At 52.5% G+C, this 18913-nt stretch carries 13 protein-coding genes and 1 pseudogene; 13 read left to right on the top strand and 1 reads right to left on the bottom strand.

What is annotated here, in order from left to right:
• Nucleotides 1-46: 46 nt before the first annotated feature.
• The 9 genes from rpsA to AACU94_RS11590 all read left to right on the top strand — a co-directional run bounded on the left by rpsA (nt 47) and on the right by AACU94_RS11590 (nt 10696).
• Nucleotides 47-1720, top strand: a complete 1674-nt coding sequence (gene rpsA, locus AACU94_RS11630) for a 30S ribosomal protein S1 (protein ID WP_000140327.1) — start codon at nt 47-49, stop codon at nt 1718-1720.
• Nucleotides 1721-1879: 159 nt separating this feature from the next.
• Complete coding sequence (gene ihfB / locus AACU94_RS11625) at nt 1880-2164, top strand: integration host factor subunit beta (RefSeq protein WP_000167336.1); 285 nt, start codon at nt 1880-1882, stop codon at nt 2162-2164.
• A gap of 205 nt (nt 2165-2369) precedes the next feature.
• Nucleotides 2370-4634 carry a ComEC family protein gene (locus AACU94_RS11620; RefSeq protein WP_135489469.1) on the top strand — a complete coding sequence of 755 codons (2265 nt, stop codon included), beginning with the start codon at nt 2370-2372 and terminating at the stop codon, nt 4632-4634.
• Nucleotides 4635-4670: 36 nt separating this feature from the next.
• Nucleotides 4671-6419, top strand: a complete 1749-nt coding sequence (gene msbA, locus AACU94_RS11615) for a lipid A ABC transporter ATP-binding protein/permease MsbA (RefSeq protein WP_130205329.1) — start codon at nt 4671-4673, stop codon at nt 6417-6419.
• Nucleotides 6416-7402 (top strand): tetraacyldisaccharide 4'-kinase, encoded by a 987-nt coding sequence (lpxK, locus tag AACU94_RS11610; protein ID WP_130215751.1) that lies wholly within the window; start codon nt 6416-6418, stop codon nt 7400-7402. Before msbA ends, lpxK begins: the two co-directional genes overlap by 4 nt.
• A gap of 36 nt (nt 7403-7438) precedes the next feature.
• Nucleotides 7439-8671, top strand: coding sequence for a crosslink repair DNA glycosylase YcaQ (gene ycaQ, locus AACU94_RS11605; RefSeq protein WP_135489468.1), 1233 nt, complete (start codon nt 7439-7441; stop codon nt 8669-8671).
• Nucleotides 8672-8722: 51 nt separating this feature from the next.
• A complete protein-coding gene (gene ycaR / locus AACU94_RS11600) occupies nt 8723-8905 on the top strand; it encodes a protein YcaR (protein WP_000350058.1) in 183 nt (60 codons plus the stop codon).
• The gene (gene kdsB, locus AACU94_RS11595) at nt 8902-9648 is read left to right on the top strand and encodes a 3-deoxy-manno-octulosonate cytidylyltransferase (RefSeq protein ID WP_064528339.1); all 747 of its coding nucleotides are present in this window, start codon (nt 8902-8904) and stop codon (nt 9646-9648) included. The genes ycaR and kdsB overlap by 4 nt, the downstream gene beginning before the upstream one ends.
• Nucleotides 9649-9802: 154 nt before the next feature.
• Nucleotides 9803-10696, top strand: a complete 894-nt coding sequence (locus AACU94_RS11590; protein WP_130205335.1) for a YcbJ family phosphotransferase — start codon at nt 9803-9805, stop codon at nt 10694-10696.
• On the opposite strand, the gene elyC is transcribed toward AACU94_RS11590, so the two are convergent.
• Nucleotides 10673-11452 carry an envelope biogenesis factor ElyC gene (gene elyC / locus AACU94_RS11585; protein ID WP_135489467.1) on the bottom strand — a complete coding sequence of 260 codons (780 nt, stop codon included), beginning with the start codon at nt 11450-11452 and terminating at the stop codon, nt 10673-10675. The genes AACU94_RS11590 and elyC overlap by 24 nt on opposite strands.
• Before the next feature lie 135 nt (nt 11453-11587).
• Here elyC and cmoM point away from each other — a divergent pair, with 135 nt between their 5' ends.
• From cmoM to mukB, 4 genes and pseudogenes are all read left to right on the top strand, one after another.
• Nucleotides 11588-12373: a tRNA uridine 5-oxyacetic acid(34) methyltransferase CmoM gene (cmoM, locus tag AACU94_RS11580; protein WP_135486372.1), complete on the top strand. Its 786-nt coding sequence runs from the start codon at nt 11588-11590 to the stop codon at nt 12371-12373.
• Nucleotides 12370-13692: a chromosome partition protein MukF gene (gene mukF, locus AACU94_RS11575; protein WP_130205341.1), complete on the top strand. Its 1323-nt coding sequence runs from the start codon at nt 12370-12372 to the stop codon at nt 13690-13692. The genes cmoM and mukF overlap by 4 nt, the downstream gene beginning before the upstream one ends.
• On the top strand, nt 13673-14377 hold the full coding sequence (gene mukE / locus AACU94_RS11570) for a chromosome partition protein MukE (protein WP_001602111.1): 705 nt from the start codon (nt 13673-13675) through the stop codon (nt 14375-14377). Before mukF ends, mukE begins: the two co-directional genes overlap by 20 nt.
• Nucleotides 14377-18836: pseudogene (mukB, locus tag AACU94_RS11565) on the top strand (chromosome partition protein MukB). The gene mukE and the pseudogene mukB overlap by 1 nt, the downstream one beginning before the upstream one ends.
• Nucleotides 18837-18913: the final 77 nt, after the last annotated feature.

Genomic DNA, 18913 nt, shown 5'->3' with positions numbered 1-18913 from the left:
CGGCACGGAGCCAGGTGGACGTTAAATATAAACCTGAAGATTAAACATGACTGAATCTTTTGCTCAACTCTTTGAAGAGTCCTTAAAAGAAATCGAAACCCGCCCGGGTTCTATCGTTCGTGGCGTTGTTGTTGCTATCGACAAAGATGTAGTACTGGTTGACGCTGGTCTGAAATCTGAGTCTGCCATCCCGGCTGAGCAGTTCAAAAACGCCCAGGGCGAACTGGAAATCCAGGTAGGTGACGAAGTTGACGTTGCTCTGGACGCAGTAGAAGACGGCTTCGGTGAAACTCTGCTGTCCCGTGAGAAAGCTAAACGTCACGAAGCCTGGATCACGCTGGAAAAAGCTTACGAAGATGCTGAAACTGTTACCGGTGTTATCAACGGCAAAGTTAAGGGCGGCTTCACTGTTGAGCTGAACGGTATTCGTGCGTTCCTGCCAGGTTCTCTGGTAGACGTTCGTCCGGTGCGTGACACTCTGCACCTGGAAGGCAAAGAGCTTGAATTCAAAGTAATCAAGCTGGATCAGAAGCGCAACAACGTTGTTGTTTCTCGTCGTGCCGTTATCGAATCCGAAAACAGCGCAGAGCGCGATCAGCTGCTGGAAAACCTGCAGGAAGGCATGGAAGTTAAAGGTATCGTTAAGAACCTCACTGACTACGGTGCATTCGTTGATCTGGGCGGCGTTGACGGCCTGCTGCACATCACTGACATGGCCTGGAAACGCGTTAAGCATCCGAGCGAAATCGTCAACGTGGGCGACGAAATCACTGTTAAAGTGCTGAAGTTCGACCGCGAACGTACCCGTGTATCCCTGGGCCTGAAACAGCTGGGCGAAGATCCGTGGGTAGCTATCGCTAAACGTTATCCGGAAGGTACCAAACTGACTGGTCGCGTGACCAACCTGACCGACTACGGCTGCTTCGTTGAAATCGAAGAAGGCGTTGAAGGCTTGGTACACGTTTCCGAAATGGATTGGACCAACAAGAACATCCACCCGTCCAAAGTTGTTAACGTTGGCGATGTAGTGGAAGTTATGGTTCTGGATATCGACGAAGAACGTCGTCGTATCTCCCTGGGTCTGAAACAGTGCAAAGCTAACCCGTGGCAGCAGTTCGCGGAAACCCACAACAAGGGCGACCGTGTTGAAGGTAAAATCAAGTCTATCACTGACTTCGGTATCTTCATCGGCCTGGACGGCGGCATCGACGGCCTGGTTCACCTGTCTGACATCTCCTGGAACGTTGCAGGCGAAGAAGCAGTTCGTGAATACAAAAAAGGCGACGAAATCGCGGCAGTTGTTCTGCAGGTTGACGCAGAACGTGAACGTATCTCCCTGGGCGTTAAACAGCTCGCAGAAGATCCGTTCAACAACTGGGTTGCTCTGAACAAGAAAGGCGCTATCGTAACCGGTAAAGTAACTGCAGTTGACGCTAAAGGCGCAACCGTAGAACTGGCTGACGGCGTTGAAGGTTACCTGCGTGCTTCTGAAGCATCCCGTGACCGCGTTGAAGACGCTACCCTGGTTCTGAGCGTTGGCGACGAAGTTGAAGCTAAATTCACTGGCGTTGATCGTAAAAACCGCGCAATCAGCCTGTCTGTTCGTGCGAAAGACGAAGCTGACGAGAAAGATGCAATCGCAACTGTTAACAAACAGGAAGATGCAAACTTCTCCAACAACGCAATGGCTGAAGCTTTCAAAGCAGCTAAAGGCGAGTAATTCTCTGACTCTTCGGGATTTTTATTCCGAAGTTTGCTGAGTTTACTTGACAGATTGCAGGTTTCGTCCTGTAATCAAGCACTAAGGGCGGCTACGGCCGCCCTTAATCAATGCAGCAACAGCAGCCGTTAAATTTGCCTTTAAGGAACCGGAGGAATCATGACCAAGTCAGAATTGATAGAAAGACTTGCCACCCAGCAATCGCACATTCCCGCCAAGACGGTTGAAGATGCAGTAAAAGAGATGCTGGAGCATATGGCCTCGACTCTTGCGCAGGGCGAGCGTATTGAAATCCGCGGTTTCGGCAGTTTCTCTTTGCACTACCGCGCACCGCGTACCGGACGTAATCCGAAGACTGGCGATAAAGTAGAGCTGGAAGGAAAATACGTTCCTCACTTTAAACCAGGTAAAGAACTGCGCGATCGCGCCAATATTTACGGTTAAGTTTTAGTAAAACTTGAACGCGGAAAAAGCACCTGTCGGGTGCTTTTTTCATTTCTGCAATATGCTTCTGGAAGCTATCTCGCAGAGTTGTGTACAGTTTTCATGATCCTGCTAAATTCTTCTGAACGTGCCTCGGGCAACGCAAAACTCCCGCCAGACAACCACTCAACAAAGTTGCACACTTTCCAAAAACAGGGAGGAGTGCATGAAAATAACGACAGTTAGCCTGTGCATAATTTGCGGGATTTTTCCGCTGCTGATTTTGCCGCAGTTGCCTGGGACATTAACTCTCGCGAGTCTGACTGTATTCGTCTGCGTACTGGCATTTATTCCTGTTAAAGTCGTCCGTTATTTCACGCTGACATTGCTGTTTTTTCTTTGGGGCGTGTTGGCGGCGAAGCAAATTCTGTGGGCAGGAGAAAACTTAACTGGCGCGACGCAGGATGCAGTCGTCGAGATTACCGCCACTGACGGCATGACCACGCATTACGGGCAAATTACTCATCTACAAGGGCGGCGGTTATTTCCCGCGCCAGGCATCGCGCTATATGGCGAATATTTGCCACAATCGGTATGCGCTGGGCAACGATGGTCGATGAAACTGAAAGTGCGTGCTGTTCACGGTCAACTTAATGATGGCGGCTTTGACAGCCAGCGTTATGCCATTGCCCAGCATCAGCCACTTACCGGACGTTTTCTGCAAGCAAGCGTCATTGAACCAGGTTGTAGCCTACGTGCGCAATATCTGGCATCCCTGCAAACGACGCTGCAGCCGTATTCATGGCAGACGGTGATGCTCGGCTTAGGAATGGGTGAACGGTTATCGGTATCTAAAGAAATTAAAAATATAATGCGCGATACCGGTACGGCACATTTAATGGCGATATCGGGTTTACACATCGCTTTTGCAGCATTACTGGCTGCGGGGCTAATTCGTGGCGGGCAAATTTTCCTCCCCGGGCGTTGGATTTACTGGCAGATGCCATTAATCGGTGGAGTTTGCTGCGCTGCTTTTTATGCCTGGCTTACCGGTATGCAGCCGCCTGCATTGCGTACCGTGGTGGCGCTTGCGACCTGGGGAGCGCTCAAATTGAGCGGCCGGCAATGGAGTGGTTGGGATGTGTGGATATGCTGCCTGGCAGCAATTCTGCTGATGGATCCTGTCGCTATCCTCTCGCAAAGTTTGTGGCTCTCTGCCGCAGCGGTGGCAGCGCTGATATTTTGGTATCAGTGGTTTCCCTGCCCAGTCTGGCCATTGCCGCCTGTATTGCAATCTATTGTTTCACTTATCCATCTGCAACTTGGTATCACACTCCTGCTAATGCCGGTGCAAATAGTCATATTTCATGGCATTAGTCTGACTTCATTTATGGCAAATTTGTTCGCTATTCCCTTAGTGACATTTATTTCGGTTCCGTTGATCCTCGCCGCGATGGTTGTGCATTTAAGCGGGCCATTAATCCTGGAACAAGGTATATGGTTTCTTGCCGATCGGTCCTTAGCTTTACTTTTTTGGGGGTTAAAGAGTTTGCCTGAAGGGTGGATAAGCATTGCTGAACGTTGGCAATGGCTATCATTTTCGCCCTGGTTATTACTGGTGATATGGCGACTAAACGCATGGCAAACGTTGCCTGCGGTGTGTATGGCTGGAGGAATTATAATGTGTTGGCCACTGTGGCAAAAACCACGGTCTGATGAGTGGCAGGTTTATATGCTTGATGTCGGGCAAGGGCTGGCAATGGTGATCGCTCGAAACGGTAAAGCGGTTCTCTATGATACAGGGCTCGCCTGGCCGGAGGGGGACAGTGGGCAACAACTGATTATTCCCTGGCTCCGCTGGCATGACCTTGAACCGGTAGGCGTTATTCTTAGTCATGAACATCTTGATCATCGGGGTGGGCTGGACTCGATATTACATGCCTGGCCGACGTTATGGGTAAGAAGCCCCTTAAACTGGGTGCATCATCAGCCCTGCGTGCGTGGCGAAGCGTGGCAGTGGCAAGGATTGCAGTTTAGTGTGCACTGGCCTTTGCAAGGGAGTAACGAAAAGGGAAATAACCATTCCTGTGTGATTAAGGTTGATGATGGAACACATAGCATTCTTTTGACTGGCGATATTGAAGCCCCCGCTGAACAAAAAATGCTAAGTCATTACTGGCAACAGGTTCAGGCAACTTTGATTCAGGTACCCCATCACGGCAGTAATACCTCGTCATCGGTGCCATTAATTCAGCGGGTAAATGGAAAAATGGCACTGGCATCGGCATCGCGCTATAACGCATGGCGACTGCCCTCCAGTAAAGTTAAACTTCGCTATAAACTACAAGGATATCAATGGGTTGATACCCAACATCAGGGGCAAATAACGGTCTATTTTTCAGCGCAAGGTTGGCGGGTGAGCAGCTTAAGGGAGCAAATTTTACCTCGTTGGTATCATCAGTGGTTTGGCGTGCCAGTGGATAACGGGTAGAATATGCGGCTATTTCAACAAATGCTGGTTTTTTGAATGCATAACGACAAAGATCTCTCTACGTGGCAGACATTCCGCCGACTGTGGCCAACCATTGCGCCTTTTAAAGCGGGTCTGATCGTGGCGGGCATAGCGTTAATTCTCAACGCAGCCAGCGATACCTTCATGTTATCGCTCCTTAAGCCGCTTCTCGATGATGGCTTTGGTAAAACAGATCGCTCCGTGCTGATGTGGATGCCGCTGGTGGTTATCGGCCTGATGATTTTACGTGGTATCACCAGTTATATCTCCAGCTACTGTATCTCCTGGGTATCAGGAAAAGTGGTCATGACCATGCGTCGACGTCTGTTCGGCCACATGATGGGAATGCCAGTGTCATTTTTTGACAAACAGTCAACCGGGACACTGCTTTCACGTATTACTTACGATTCTGAACAGGTTGCTTCGTCGTCATCCGGCGCGCTGATTACGGTGGTGCGTGAAGGTGCTTCCATTATCGGTCTGTTCGCCATGATGTTCTATTACAGCTGGCAGCTGTCGATCATTTTGATTGTGCTGGCGCCGATTGTCTCGATTGCGATTCGTATCGTGTCGAAGCGTTTTCGCAGCATCAGTAAAAACATGCAGAACACCATGGGGCAGGTGACCACCAGTGCTGAACAGATGCTGAAAGGCCACAAAGAAGTATTGATTTTTGGCGGCCAGGAAGTAGAAACAAAGCGTTTTGATAAGGTCAGCAACAAGATGCGTTTGCAGGGCATGAAGATGGTTTCTGCCTCATCCATCTCTGACCCGATCATTCAGCTGATCGCCTCTCTGGCACTGGCATTTGTTCTCTACGCTGCGAGCTTCCCAAGCGTGATGGATAGCCTGACAGCCGGTACGATTACTGTCGTCTTCTCTTCGATGATTGCACTGATGCGTCCGTTGAAATCGCTGACCAACGTTAACGCCCAGTTCCAACGCGGGATGGCAGCATGTCAGACGCTGTTTACCATTCTGGATAGTGAACAGGAGAAAGACGAAGGTAAACGCGAGATTGAGCGTGCTACTGGTGACGTTGAATTCCGCAATGTCACTTTTACCTATCCAGGGCGTGAAGTCCCTGCGCTGCGTAATATCAACCTGAAGATCCCGGCAGGGAAAACAGTGGCTTTGGTAGGGCGTTCGGGGTCGGGTAAATCGACCATCGCCAGCCTGATCACCCGTTTTTATGATATCGATGAAGGCGAGATCCTGATGGATGGTCACGATCTGCGCGAGTATACCCTGGCGTCTTTACGTAACCAGGTTGCTCTGGTGTCGCAGAATGTCCATCTGTTTAATGACACGGTTGCCAACAACATTGCTTACGCCCGTACTGAACAGTACAGCCGTGAGCAGATTGAAGAAGCGGCACGTATGGCCTACGCCATGGACTTTATCAATAAGATGGATAACGGTCTTGATACGGTGATTGGTGAAAACGGCGTGTTGCTCTCTGGCGGTCAGCGCCAGCGTATTGCCATTGCCCGTGCCTTGCTGCGTGATAGCCCAATTCTGATTCTGGATGAAGCCACCTCGGCGCTGGACACCGAATCCGAACGCGCGATTCAGGCGGCGCTGGACGAGTTGCAGAAAAACCGTACCTCTCTGGTGATTGCCCACCGCTTGTCTACCATTGAAAAGGCAGACGAAATTGTGGTCGTCGAGGACGGGATCATTGTGGAACGCGGTACGCATAACGATTTGCTTGAGCACCGTGGAGTCTACGCACAACTTCATAAAATGCAGTTTGGCCAATGATCGAAAAAATCTGGTCTGGCGAGTCGCCTTTGTGGCGGCTACTGCTGCCACTCTCCTGGCTGTATGGTCTGGTGAGTGGCGTTATCCGTCTTTGCTATAAACTAAAACTGAAGCGCGCCTGGCGTGCCCCCGTACCGGTTGTCGTGGTTGGTAATCTCACCGCAGGCGGCAACGGAAAAACTCCGGTGGTTGTCTGGCTGGTGGAACAACTACAAAAACGCGGTATTCGTGTTGGCGTAGTGTCCCGGGGCTATGGCGGTAAAGCTGAGTCGTATCCGCTGTTATTGTCGGCAGGTACCACCACCGCACAGGCGGGCGATGAACCGGTGCTGATTTATCAGCGTACGGGTGCACCTGTTGCAGTTTCTCCTGTCCGTTCAGATGCGGTAAAAGCCATTCTGGCGCAATATCCCGATGTGCAAATTATCGTGACTGATGACGGTTTACAGCATTATCGTCTGGCGCGTGATGTGGAAATCGTCGTCATCGATGGCGTGCGTCGCTTTGGCAATGGCTGGTGGTTGCCTGCGGGGCCAATGCGCGAGCGCGCGGGGCGCTTAAAATCGGTTGATGCGGTAATCGTCAACGGCGGTGTCCCCCGCAGCGGTGAAATCCCCATGCATCTGCTGCCGGGTCAGGCGGTGAATTTACGTACCGGTACGCGTTGTGACGTTGCTCAGCTTGAACATGTGGTGGCGATGGCGGGGATTGGGCATCCGCCGCGCTTTTTTGCCACGCTGAAGATGTGCGGCGTACAACCGGAAAAATGTGTACCGCTGGCCGATCATCAGTCTTTGAATCATGCGGATGTTAGCGCGTTGGTAAGCGCCGGGCAAACGCTGGTAATGACTGAAAAAGATGCGGTGAAATGCCTGGCTTTTGCAGAAGAAAATTGGTGGTATTTGCCCGTTGACGCACAGCTTTCAGGTGATGAACCAGCAAAACTGCTTGCGCAACTAACTTCGCTGGCTTCTGGCAACTAGTTACGCCGCGGCAGCGTTCGATTGATGGAGTCATGAATGTCGCTGCCGCACCTCTCCCTTGCTGATGCGCGTAATCTTCACCTTGCCGCGCAAGGCCTGTTAAACAAGCCCCGTCGTCGCGCGTCGCCGGAAGATATTCTGGCTACCATTTCTCGCATGTCCTTGCTGCAAATTGACACCATTAATATCGTTGCCCGTAGTCCATATCTGGTGCTTTTCAGTCGTCTGGGAAATTATCCTGCGCAGTGGCTGGATGAGTCTCTGGCGTGTGGCGAATTAATGGAATACTGGGCGCATGAAGCCTGCTTTATGCCGCGTAGCGATTTTCGTCTTATTCGCCACCGCATGCTGGCACCTGAAAAAATGGGCTGGAAATACAAAGATGCCTGGATGCAGGAACATGCGGCGGAAATTGCACAGTTAATTCAGCATATTCATGATAAGGGGCCGGTACGTTCAGCCGATTTTGAGCATCCTCGTAAAGGGGCGAGCGGTTGGTGGGAGTGGAAGCCGCATAAACGGCATCTGGAAGGGCTCTTTACCGCCGGAAAGGTGATGGTGATTGAACGGCGCAACTTCCAGCGCGTTTATGATTTAACCCACCGTGTCATGCCTGACTGGGATGATGAGCGCGATCTCGTTTCGCAAACAGAAGCAGAAATCATCATGCTGGATAACAGTGCGCGCAGCCTGGGAATATTTCGCGAACAGTGGCTGGCGGATTACTACCGGCTGAAACGTCCGGCGCTGGCGGCGTGGCGCGAAGCGAGGGCTGAACAGCAGCAAATCATTGCTGTGCATGTTGAAAAATTGGGTAATCTTTGGCTGCATGCTGATTTGCTGCCGCTACTCGAACGTGCGCTAGCCGGAAAGCTCACTGCAACGCACAGCGCGATACTTTCGCCTTTTGATCCTGTTGTCTGGGATCGTAAACGGGCAGAGCAACTTTTTGATTTTAGCTACCGGCTGGAGTGCTACACGCCAGCACCCAAACGCCAGTATGGTTATTTCGTTCTACCGTTATTGCATCGTGGGCAATTAGTTGGGCGAATGGATTCTAAGATGCATCGCCAGACTGGCATCTTTGAAGTGCTCTCTCTCTGGTTACAGGATGGGGTAAAACCAACAGTGACCCTTCAAAAAGGGCTGCGTCAGGCGATTACTGATTTTGCTCACTGGCAGCAGGCAACACGAGTAACAATAGGGCGCTGCCCGCACGGTTTCTTTACCGATTGCCGCACCGGCTGGGAAATAGACCCCGACGCATAAATGATTATGATAAGATTTATGCATTCATAACCCGATCCATCTGGAGGAACTATGGATCATCGTCTGCTTGAAATCATTGCCTGCCCGGTTTGCAATGGCAAACTTTGGTATAACCAGGAAAAACAAGAGCTTATTTGCAAACTGGACAACCTGGCTTTTCCGCTGCGCGATGGCATTCCAGTGCTGCTGGAAACGGAAGCCCGCGTGCTGACTGCTGATGAGAGTAAATCATGAGTTTTGTGGTCATTATTCCCGCGCGCTACGCTTCCACGCGTCTGCCAGGTAAGCCGCTGGTCGATATTAACGGCAAACCTATGATTGTTCATGTACTCGAACGCGCGCGCGAATCAGGTGCCGAGCGCATCATCGTCGCAACCGATCATGAGGATGTCGCCCGCGCTGTTGAAGCTGCTGGCGGTGAAGTATGCATGACGCGTGCAGATCACCAGTCAGGTACAGAACGCCTGGCGGAAGTTGTCGAAAAATGCGCGTTCAGCGACGACACGGTGATTGTGAATGTGCAGGGTGATGAACCGATGATCCCCGCGACAATCATTCGTCAGGTTGCCGATAACCTTGCCCAGCGTCAGGTTGGAATGGCGACCCTGGCTGTGCCTATCCACAGTGCGGAAGAAGCCTTTAATCCGAATGCGGTTAAAGTTGTTCTCGACGCCGAAGGTTATGCGCTCTACTTCTCGCGCGCCACTATTCCGTGGGATCGTGACCGTTTTGCGAAAGGTCTGGAAACCGTAGGAGATAACTTCCTGCGCCATCTCGGCATTTATGGCTATCGTGCAGGTTTTATCCGCCGCTATGTTAACTGGCAGCCAAGCCCGTTAGAACATATCGAAATGCTAGAGCAGCTTCGTGTGCTGTGGTATGGAGAAAAAATCCATGTTGCTGTCGCCCAGGAGGTTCCTGGCACCGGTGTAGATACTCCCGAAGATCTTGAGCGTGTTCGCGCTGAAATGGCTTAATTTTTCCCCACGACACTCCATCTCAATTTTGGGAGGAGTGTCGTAGCGTTACGATTCTCTTCATTTTTTCCCTTCAACAATTGATCTCATTCAGGTGACATCTTTTACATTGGCGCTCATTATGAAAGCAGTAGCTTTTATGAGGGTAATCTGAATGGAACAGCTGCGTGCCGAACTAAGCCATTTACTGGGCGAAAGATTGAGTCGTATAGAGTGTGTGAATGAAAAAGCAGACACAACTCTGTGGGCGTTGTATGACAGCCAGGGAAACCCGATGCCGCTCATGGCGCGAAGTTTTTCTACCCCGGGGCAGGCCAGACAGCTGGCATGGAAAACCACCATGCTGGCTCGGAGCGGGACTGTTCGCATGCCGACTATCTATGGCGTGATGACGCATGAAGAACATCCCGGTCCCGATGTCTTGTTGCTGGAGCGGATGCGCGGTGTTTCTGTGGAAGCTCCCGCAAGAACGCCAGAGCGCTGGGAACATCTGAAAGATCAAATTGTTGAAGCGTTGCTGGCCTGGCACCGTCAGGACAGCCGCGGATGTGTTGGCGCGGTTGACAATACTCAGGAAAATTTCTGGCCTTCCTGGTATCGTCAGCACGTTGAAATGCTGTGGGCGACGCTCAATCAGTTTAATAACACAGGTTTAACCATGCAGGATAAGCGGATCCTGTTTCGCACTCGTGAATGTCTGCCGGTGTTGTTTGAAGGTTTTAACGATAATTGTGTGCTGATTCACGGCAATTTCTGTTTGCGTAGCATGCTGAAAGATTCCCGTAGCGATCAGCTCCTGGCGATGGTCGGACCGGGGTTAATGCTCTGGGCGCCGCGTGAGTATGAATTATTCCGGTTGATGGATAACACCCTGGCGGAAGATTTGCTCTGGAGTTACCTGCAACGCGCGCCAGTGGCGGAGTCTTTCATCTGGCGGCGTTGGCTGTATGTGTTATGGGATGAAGTTGCACAACTGGTCAATACCGGGCGGTTTAACCGTAGCAACTTTGATCTGGCGACTAAATCACTTCTGCCCTGGCTCGCCTGACGCACCTTTTAGCCACTGCCAGATGCGGCCAAGCGTTTCATAGCCAACGCGGTCGCTATGCATCAACCAGACCGGAGACGGGATTGCCCGTTCCCACGGATTAAGCGGCGAGTCGATTGCCAACTGGTTAGCCGGGGCTGGCAGCGGATTTAGCCCTTCCTGCTGAAAAAAGATCATCGCGCGCGGCAAATGAGACGCAGATGTCACCAGCAGGAAAGGGGCGTCGCCAATCGCCTGTTTCACTGCGGCAGCTTCTTCTTCGGTATCTTTTGGTAAATCCAGTGTGATAATTTGCTCGCGTGGGACACCCAGCGATTGCGCCACTCTGGCACCTACTTCCGCTGTACTCACCGTATTGGTTTTTGCTACGCCTCCCGTGAAGATCAGCTTTGATCCCGGATTTTCGCGCCATAAGCGAATACCTTCATTCAGGCGCGGCAAACTGTTATTGATTAAATTAGAGCTCGGTGCCCACTGCGGGTTCCAGGTATAACCACCTCCGAGCACCACGATATAGTCCACTTTTTGCGAATTATTCCATGTCGGATAGGTGCTTTCGATGGGACGCAGCAGGCGGTCGGCTACCGGTTGCAAACTCAATAACAAGAGCGCCAGCCACCCAATGCTAATAAAAATCTTCCCGGTTTTTTGAAAACGGCTAAACCACAGCAGCGCCAGGCCAGCACCAATAATCAACAACATCAGCGGAAGTGGCAGCAGCATGCCGCCAATCACTTTTTTCAGTGTAAAAAGCATCCTTTCTGGTTCCTTTTTTGACCATATAGCAAGGGATCGCCAGCGATATTACACCAGACGGGTTCATTCTCGCCGTGGCTGTGACAAAATAGCGTCTTTATCAGAAAACGTCTTAGCCAACCGGTGGAGAAAGCAATGCAGGATCGCAATTTTGATGATATTGCGGAAAAGTTTTCCCGTAACATTTACGGCACCACCAAAGGGCAGCTTCGACAGGCTATTCTGTGGCAGGATCTCGATCGCGTGCTGGCGGAAATGGGCCCGCAAAAACTGCGTGTACTGGATGCTGGCGGTGGAGAAGGGCAGACCGCAATCAAAATGGCCGAGCGCGGGCATCAGGTCATTTTATGCGATCTCTCTGCGCAGATGATCGACCGCGCAAAACAGGCGGCAGAAGCAAAAGGTGTGAGCGACAACATGCAATTTATACATTGCGCCGCTCAGGATGTTGCTTCACATTTGGAAACGCCCGTTGATCTGATATTGTTCCATGCGGTGCTGGAGTGGGTGGCCGATCCCCGCAGCGTATTGCAGACCCTGTGGTCAGTGTTGCGTCCAGGCGGCGTGTTGTCATTAATGTTCTACAATGCGCACGGCTTGCTGATGCATAACATGGTCGCCGGGAATTTTGATTACGTGCAGGCGGGAATGCCGAAAAAGAAAAAACGGACGCTTTCGCCAGATTATCCACGCGACCCGGCGCAGGTTTATCTGTGGCTGGAAGAAGCTGGTTGGCAAATTATGGGTAAGACAGGCGTTCGCGTGTTTCATGATTATCTGCGTGAAAAGCACCAACAGCGCGACAGCTATGAAGCATTACTTGAATTAGAAACGCGTTATTGCCGTCAGGAACCGTATATTAACCTGGGGCGTTATATTCATGTCACCGCGCACAAACCGCAGAGCAAGGATAAAGTATGAGTGAATTATCCCAGACAGTCCCCGAACTGGTTGCCTGGGCCAGAAAAAATGACTTCTCCATCTCGCTGCCGGTAGACCGACTCTCTTTTCTGCTGGCGGTTGCCACGCTGAATGGCGAGCGTCTTGATGGTGAGATGAGTGAAGGCGAGTTGGTGGATGCGTTCCGCCATGTGAGTGATGCGTTTGAGCAAACCAGCGAAACCATCGGCGTGCGCGCCAACAACGCGATCAACGATATGGTACGTCAACGTCTGCTGAACCGCTTTACCAGCGAGCAGGCGGAAGGGAATGCTATTTATCGCCTGACGCCGCTCGGCATCGGCATTACTGACTACTACATCCGTCAGCGCGAGTTTTCTACGTTGCGCCTTTCTATGCAGTTGTCGATTGTGGCGGGTGAGTTAAAACGTGCAGCCGATGCCGCCGAAGAGGGCGGTGATGAATTTCACTGGCACCGCAACGTCTATGCGCCGCTGAAATATTCGGTAGCGGAAATTTTCGACAGCATCGACCTGACGCAACGTCTGATGGACGAACAGCAGCAGCAGGTGAAGGACGATATCGCTCAGTTGCTGAATAAAGACTGGCGGGCGGCGATCTCCAGCTGTGAATTGTTGCTTTCGGAAACTTCCGGAACGCTGCGTGAATTGCAGGATACGCTGGAAGCGGCAGGCGACAAACTCCAGGCCAATCTGTTGCGCATTCAGGATGCGACGATGACCCATGACGACCTGCATTTTGTCGATCGTCTGGTGTTCGATCTGCAGAGCAAACTCGACCGTATTATCAGTTGGGGCCAGCAATCCATCGACTTGTGGATTGGCTACGATCGCCACGTACACAAATTTATTCGTACCGCTATCGATATGGATAAAAACCGCGTCTTTGCCCAGCGTTTACGCCAGTCGGTACAAACCTATTTTGATGAGCCGTGGGCGCTGACTTACGCCAATGCCGATCGTCTGCTGGATATGCGTGACGAAGAGATGGCACTGCGCGATGAAGAAGTGACCGGGGAACTTCCGCCAGATTTAGAGTACGAAGAGTTTAACGAGATCCGCGAACAACTCGCCGCGATTATCGAAGAGCAGCTCGCCGTCTATAAAACCAGACAAGTACCGCTGGATCTTGGTCTGGTGGTACGCGAATATCTGGCGCAGTATCCGCGTGCGCGTCACTTTGACGTCGCGCGTATTGTAATTGATCAGGCGGTACGCCTCGGCGTAGCGCAAGCAGACTTCACCGGACTGCCAGCGAAATGGCAGCCGATTAATGATTACGGAGCCAAGGTACAGGCGCATGTCATCGACAAATATTGAACAAGTGATGCCGGTTAAGCTGGCGCAGGCGCTGGCGAATCCGTTATTTCCGGCGCTGGATAGCGCCTTACGTTCAGGCCGCCATATTGGCCTCGACGAACTGGATAATCATGCTTTCCTGATGGATTTTCAGGAATATCTGGAAGAATTTTACGCGCGTTATAACGTGGAGTTAATCCGCGCGCCGGAAGGTTTCTTCTATTTACGTCCACGTTCCACCACCATCATCCCACGTTCCGTATTGTCTGAACTGGACATGATGGTCGGTAAAATCCTCTGTTATCTCTATCTCAGCCCGGAACGGCTGGCCAACGAGGGGATCTTTACCCAGCAGGAACTGTATGACGAACTGCTCACCCTGGCCGATGAAGCAAAATTGCTGAAACTGGTGAACAATCGTTCTACCGGTTCAGACGTTGACCGCCAGAAGTTGCAGGAAAAAGTACGCTCTTCGCTCAACCGTCTGCGTCGCTTAGGCATGGTGTGGTTTATGGGCCACGACAGCAGCAAGTTCCGCATTACCGAATCGGTGTTCCGCTTTGGTGCCGATGTGCGTGCGGGCGACGATCCGCGTGAAGCACAACGTCGACTGATTCGCGATGGTGAAGCAATGCCGATTGAAAATCACCTGCAACTCAATGACGAAACTGAAGAGAGTCAGCCAGATAGCGGAGAGGAAGAATAATGATTGAACGCGGTAAATTTCGCTCACTGACGCTGATTAACTGGAACGGCTTTTTTGCCCGAACTTTTGACCTGGATGAGCTGGTTACGACGCTTTCCGGCGGTAACGGGGCGGGTAAATCTACTACCATGGCGGCGTTTGTTACGGCGCTCATTCCCGACCTGACCCTGCTGCATTTCCGTAACACCACGGAAGCCGGGGCTACCAGTGGTTCGCGCGATAAAGGTCTGCACGGTAAGCTGAAAGCGGGTGTCTGTTATTCGATGCTCGACACCATTAACTCGCGCCACCAGCGCGTGGTGGTCGGTGTGCGTCTGCAACAGGTTGCCGGACGCGATCGTAAAGTGGATATCAAGCCGTTTGCCATTCAGGGACTGCCGATGTCGGTGCAGCCGACACAGCTGGTGACCGAATCCCTGAACGAACGTCAGGCGCGCGTGCTGCCGCTTAACGAGCTGAAAGACAAGCTCGAGGCGATGGAAGGCGTGCAGTTTAAACAGTTCAACTCCATTACCGATTACCACTCGCTGATGTTCGATCTGGGCATCATCGCGCGTCGTCTGCGCTCAGCGTCTGATCGTAGTAAATTCTATCGTCTGATCGAAGCCTCGCTGTATGGCGGGATCTCCAGCGCCATTACCCGTTCTCTGCGCGACTACCTGCTGCCGGAAAACAGCGGCGTGCGTAAAGCGTTCCAGGACATGGAAGCGGCGCTGCGCGAAAACCGCATGACGCTGGAAGCGATTCGCGTCACCCAGTCTGACCGTGACCTGTTTAAGCATCTGATCAGCGAAGCCACCAACTACGTGGCAGCGGACTACATGCGTCACGCCAACGAGCGCCGTGTTCATCTCGATAAGGCGCTGGAGTTTCGTCGCGAGCTACACACTTCGCGTCAGCAACTGGCGGCTGAGCAGTACAAACACGTCGATATGGCGCGTGAACTGGCAGAGCACAACGGTGCCGAGGGCGATCTGGAAGCGGATTATCAGGCGGCCAGCGATCACCTGAACCTGGTGCAAACCGCACTGCGTCAGCAGGAGAAGATCGAACGCTACGAAGCGGATCTCGATGAGCTGCAGATCCGTCTGGAAGAGCAAAACGAAGTGGTGGCAGAAGCCATCGAACGCCAGGAAGAGAACGAAGCGCGCGCAGAAGCCGCCGAACTGGAAGTGGACGAGCTGAAAAGCCAGCTTGCCGACTACCAGCAGGCGCTGGACGTCCAGCAACGCGCGCGATCCAGTACAACCAGGCGATTGCTGCGCTTAATCGTGCCAAAGAACTGTGCCATCTGCCAGACTTAACCGCCGACAGCGCCGCCGAATGGCTGGAAACCTTCCAGGCGAAAGAGCTGGAAGCGACTGAAAAAATGCTCTCTCTTGAGCAGAAAATGAGCATGGCGCAAACCGCGCACAGCCAGTTTGAGCAGGCTTATCAGCTGGTGGTTGCAATCAACGGTCCGCTGGCGCGTAACGAGGCGTGGGATGTCGCCCGCGAACTGCTGCGCGAAGGGGTCGATCAGCGTCACCTGGCAGAGCAGGTTCAGCCACTGCGGATGCGTTTAAGCGAACTGGAACAGCGTCTGCGCGAGCAGCAAGAAGCTGAGCGTCTGCTGGCAGATTTCTGCAAACGTCAGGGCAAGAATTTTGATATCGACGAACTGGAAGCCCTGCATCAGGAACTGGAAGCGCGTATTGCCTCTCTTTCTGACAGCGTTTCCAACGCCCGTGAAGAGCGTATGGCACTGCGTCAGGAACAGGAACAGCTGCAATCCCGTATTCAGAGCCTGATGCAGCGTGCGCCGGTTTGGCTGGCAGCGCAAAACAGCCTCAATCAGTTGAGCGAGCAGTGCGGTGAAGAGTTCACCTGCAGCCAGGACGTCACCGAATATCTGCAACAACTGCTGGAGCGTGAGCGCGAAGCGATTGTTGAACGTGATGAAGTGGGCGCGCGCAAAAACGCTGTCGATGAAGAGATCGAACGTTTAAGCCAGCCAGGCGGCTCCGAAGACCAGCGTCTGAATGCGCTGGCGGAACGCTTTGGCGGCGTGCTGCTGTCAGAAATTTATGACGACGTTAGCCTGGACGATGCGCCGTACTTCTCGGCGTTGTATGGCCCGTCTCGCCACGCCATTGTGGTGCCGGATCTGTCACAGGTGGCCGAACAGCTGGAAGGCTTAACCGATTGCCCGGAAGATCTCTACTTGATCGAGGGAGATCCGCAGTCGTTCGATGATAGCGTGTTCAACGTCGATGAGCTGGAAAAAGCGGTGGTGGTGAAAACCGCCGAGCGTCAGTGGCGTTATTCACGTTTCCCGGAAGTGCCGCTGTTTGGTCGCGCGGCGCGTGAAAGCCGGATCGAAAGCCTGCACGCCGAGCGCGAATTGCTCTCTGAACGCTTTGCTACGCTCTCCTTTGATGTTCAGAAAACCCAGCGACTGCATCAGGCATTCAGCCGCTTTATTGGCAGCCATCTGGCAGTGGCGTTTGAGTCTGATCCGGAAGCCGAAATTCGCCAACTGAACAGCCGTCGTGTCGAACTGGAGCGGGCGTTGAGTAATCATGAAAATGATAACCAGCAGCAGCGAATTCAGTTTGAGCAGGCGAAAGAGGGCGTTGCGGCACTGAACCGTATCCTGCCGCGTCTCAACCTGTTAGCGGATGACTCACTGGCGGATCGTGTCGATGAAATTCGCGAACGTCTTGATGAAGCTCAGGAAGCTGCGCGTTTTGTTCAGCAGTTTGGCAACCAACTGGCGAAACTGGAGCCGATCGTTTCTGTGTTGCAGAGCGACCCGGAACAGTTCGAACAGTTAAAAGAAGATTACGCGTATTCTCAGCAGATGCAGCGCGATGCCCGTCAACAGGCATTTGCCCTGACTGAAGTGGTGCAGCGTCGTGCGCACTTTAGCTACTCTGACTCGGCAGAAATGCTTAGTGGGAACAGCGATCTCAACGAAAAACTGCGCGAACGTCTGGAGCAGGCGGAAGCGGAGCGTACCCGCGCTCGTGAAGCGTTGCGCGGACACGCTGCGCAGTTGAGTCAGTACAACCAGGTACTGGCTTCGCTGAAAAGTTCTTACGACACCAAAAAAGAGCTGCTCAACGATCTGCAACGTGAACTGCAGGATATCGGCGTGCGCGCCGATAGCGGGGCAGAAGAGCGGGCGCGTATTCGTCGTGACGAATTGCATGCGCAACTGAGCAATAACCGTTCACGCCGCAATCAACTGGAAAAAGCGCTGACCTTCTGCGAAGCGGAGATGGACAACCTGACCCGCAAACTGCGCAAGCTGGAGCGTGATTACTTCGAGATGCGCGAGCAGGTAGTGACCGCCAAAGCGGGCTGGTGTGCAGTCATGCGCATGGTGAAAGATAATGGCGTTGAACGCCGCTTACACCGTCGTGAGTTGGCTTATCTCTCTGCCGATGATTTACGTTCCATGTCGGATAAGGCCTTAGGTGCGCTGCGTCTGGCGGTGGCGGATAACGAACATCTGCGCGACGTGCTGCGCATGTCGGAAGATCCAAAACGACCTGAGCGCAAAATCCAGTTCTTCGTGGCGGTTTATCAGCATCTGCGCGAACGTATTCGCCAGGATATTATTCGTACCGATGATCCGGTGGAAGCTATCGAGCAGATGGAAATCGAACTTAGCCGTCTGACCGAAGAGTTAACTTCTCGCGAACAGAAACTGGCGATCAGCTCCCGCAGTGTGGCGAACATCATTCGCAAAACCATTCAGCGCGAACAGAACCGTATCCGCATGCTCAACCAGGGCTTGCAGAGCGTATCGTTCGGTCAGGTGAACAGTGTGCGTCTGAACGTGAACGTGCGTGAAACCCACGCCATGCTGCTTGACGTGCTTTCAGAACAGCATGAGCAACATCAGGATCTGTTCAAGAGCAACCGTCTGACCTTCTCGGAAGCTCTGGCAAAACTGTATCAGCGACTTAACCCACAAATTGATATGGGCCAGCGCACGCCGCAGACCATTGGTGAAGAACTTCTGGATTACCGTAACTACCTGGAGATGGAAGTTGAGGTTAACCGTGGTTCCGATGGCTGGCTGCGCGCGGAGTCTGGCGCACTGTCGACCGGTGAGGCTATCGGTACGGGTATGTCGATTCTGGTGATGGTAGTACAGAGCTGGGAAGATGAATCTCGCCGCCTGCGCGGTAAAGATATCTCTCCTTGCCGTCTGCTATTCCTCGATGAAGCTGCGCGACTGGATGCCCGTTCCATCGCCACGCTGTTTGAATTGTGTGAGCGTTTGCAAATGCAGCTCATCATCGCGGCACCTGAAAATATCAGCCCGGAGAAAGGCACCACCTATAAACTGGTGCGTAAAGTCTTCCAGAATACCGAACACGTTCACGTAGTCGGCCTGCGAGGATTTGCGCCGCAACTCCCTGAAACGCTTCCAGGAACAGATGAAGCGCCTTCTCAGGCAAGTTAAGTTCAAGGCGGCAGCGATGCCGCCTTTTTTTTCGAAAAACTCCGTTTCTGCACTAAAAAAATACCGCATTATGGCGC

It is taken from the genome of Escherichia sp. E4702, from assembly GCF_963883545.1.
In the GTDB taxonomy this organism is placed as follows: Bacteria; Pseudomonadota; Gammaproteobacteria; order Enterobacterales; family Enterobacteriaceae; genus Escherichia.
The sequence above is the reverse complement of the archived record's forward strand: the minus strand, read 5'-3'. Positions and strand labels throughout refer to the sequence as shown.

Bases quoted from the DNA above. Each gene is read 5' to 3' on its own strand.
- mukF (WP_130205341.1), top strand. From the start codon at position 12,370: ATGAGTGAATTATCCCAGACAGTCCCCGAACTGGTTGCCTGGGCCAGA.
- mukE (WP_001602111.1), top strand. From the start codon at position 13,673: ATGTCATCGACAAATATTGAACAAGTGATGCCGGTTAAGCTGGCGCAG.
- rpsA (WP_000140327.1), top strand. From the start codon at position 47: ATGACTGAATCTTTTGCTCAACTCTTTGAAGAGTCCTTAAAAGAAATC.
- ihfB (WP_000167336.1), top strand. From the start codon at position 1,880: ATGACCAAGTCAGAATTGATAGAAAGACTTGCCACCCAGCAATCGCAC.
- kdsB (WP_064528339.1), top strand. From the start codon at position 8,902: ATGAGTTTTGTGGTCATTATTCCCGCGCGCTACGCTTCCACGCGTCTG.
- ycaR (WP_000350058.1), top strand. From the start codon at position 8,723: ATGGATCATCGTCTGCTTGAAATCATTGCCTGCCCGGTTTGCAATGGC.
- lpxK (WP_130215751.1), top strand. From the start codon at position 6,416: ATGATCGAAAAAATCTGGTCTGGCGAGTCGCCTTTGTGGCGGCTACTG.
- AACU94_RS11620 (WP_135489469.1), top strand. From the start codon at position 2,370: ATGAAAATAACGACAGTTAGCCTGTGCATAATTTGCGGGATTTTTCCG.
- AACU94_RS11590 (WP_130205335.1), top strand. From the start codon at position 9,803: ATGGAACAGCTGCGTGCCGAACTAAGCCATTTACTGGGCGAAAGATTG.
- msbA (WP_130205329.1), top strand. From the start codon at position 4,671: ATGCATAACGACAAAGATCTCTCTACGTGGCAGACATTCCGCCGACTG.
- elyC (WP_135489467.1), bottom strand. From the start codon at position 11,452: ATGCTTTTTACACTGAAAAAAGTGATTGGCGGCATGCTGCTGCCACTT.
- ycaQ (WP_135489468.1), top strand. From the start codon at position 7,439: ATGTCGCTGCCGCACCTCTCCCTTGCTGATGCGCGTAATCTTCACCTT.
- cmoM (WP_135486372.1), top strand. From the start codon at position 11,588: ATGCAGGATCGCAATTTTGATGATATTGCGGAAAAGTTTTCCCGTAAC.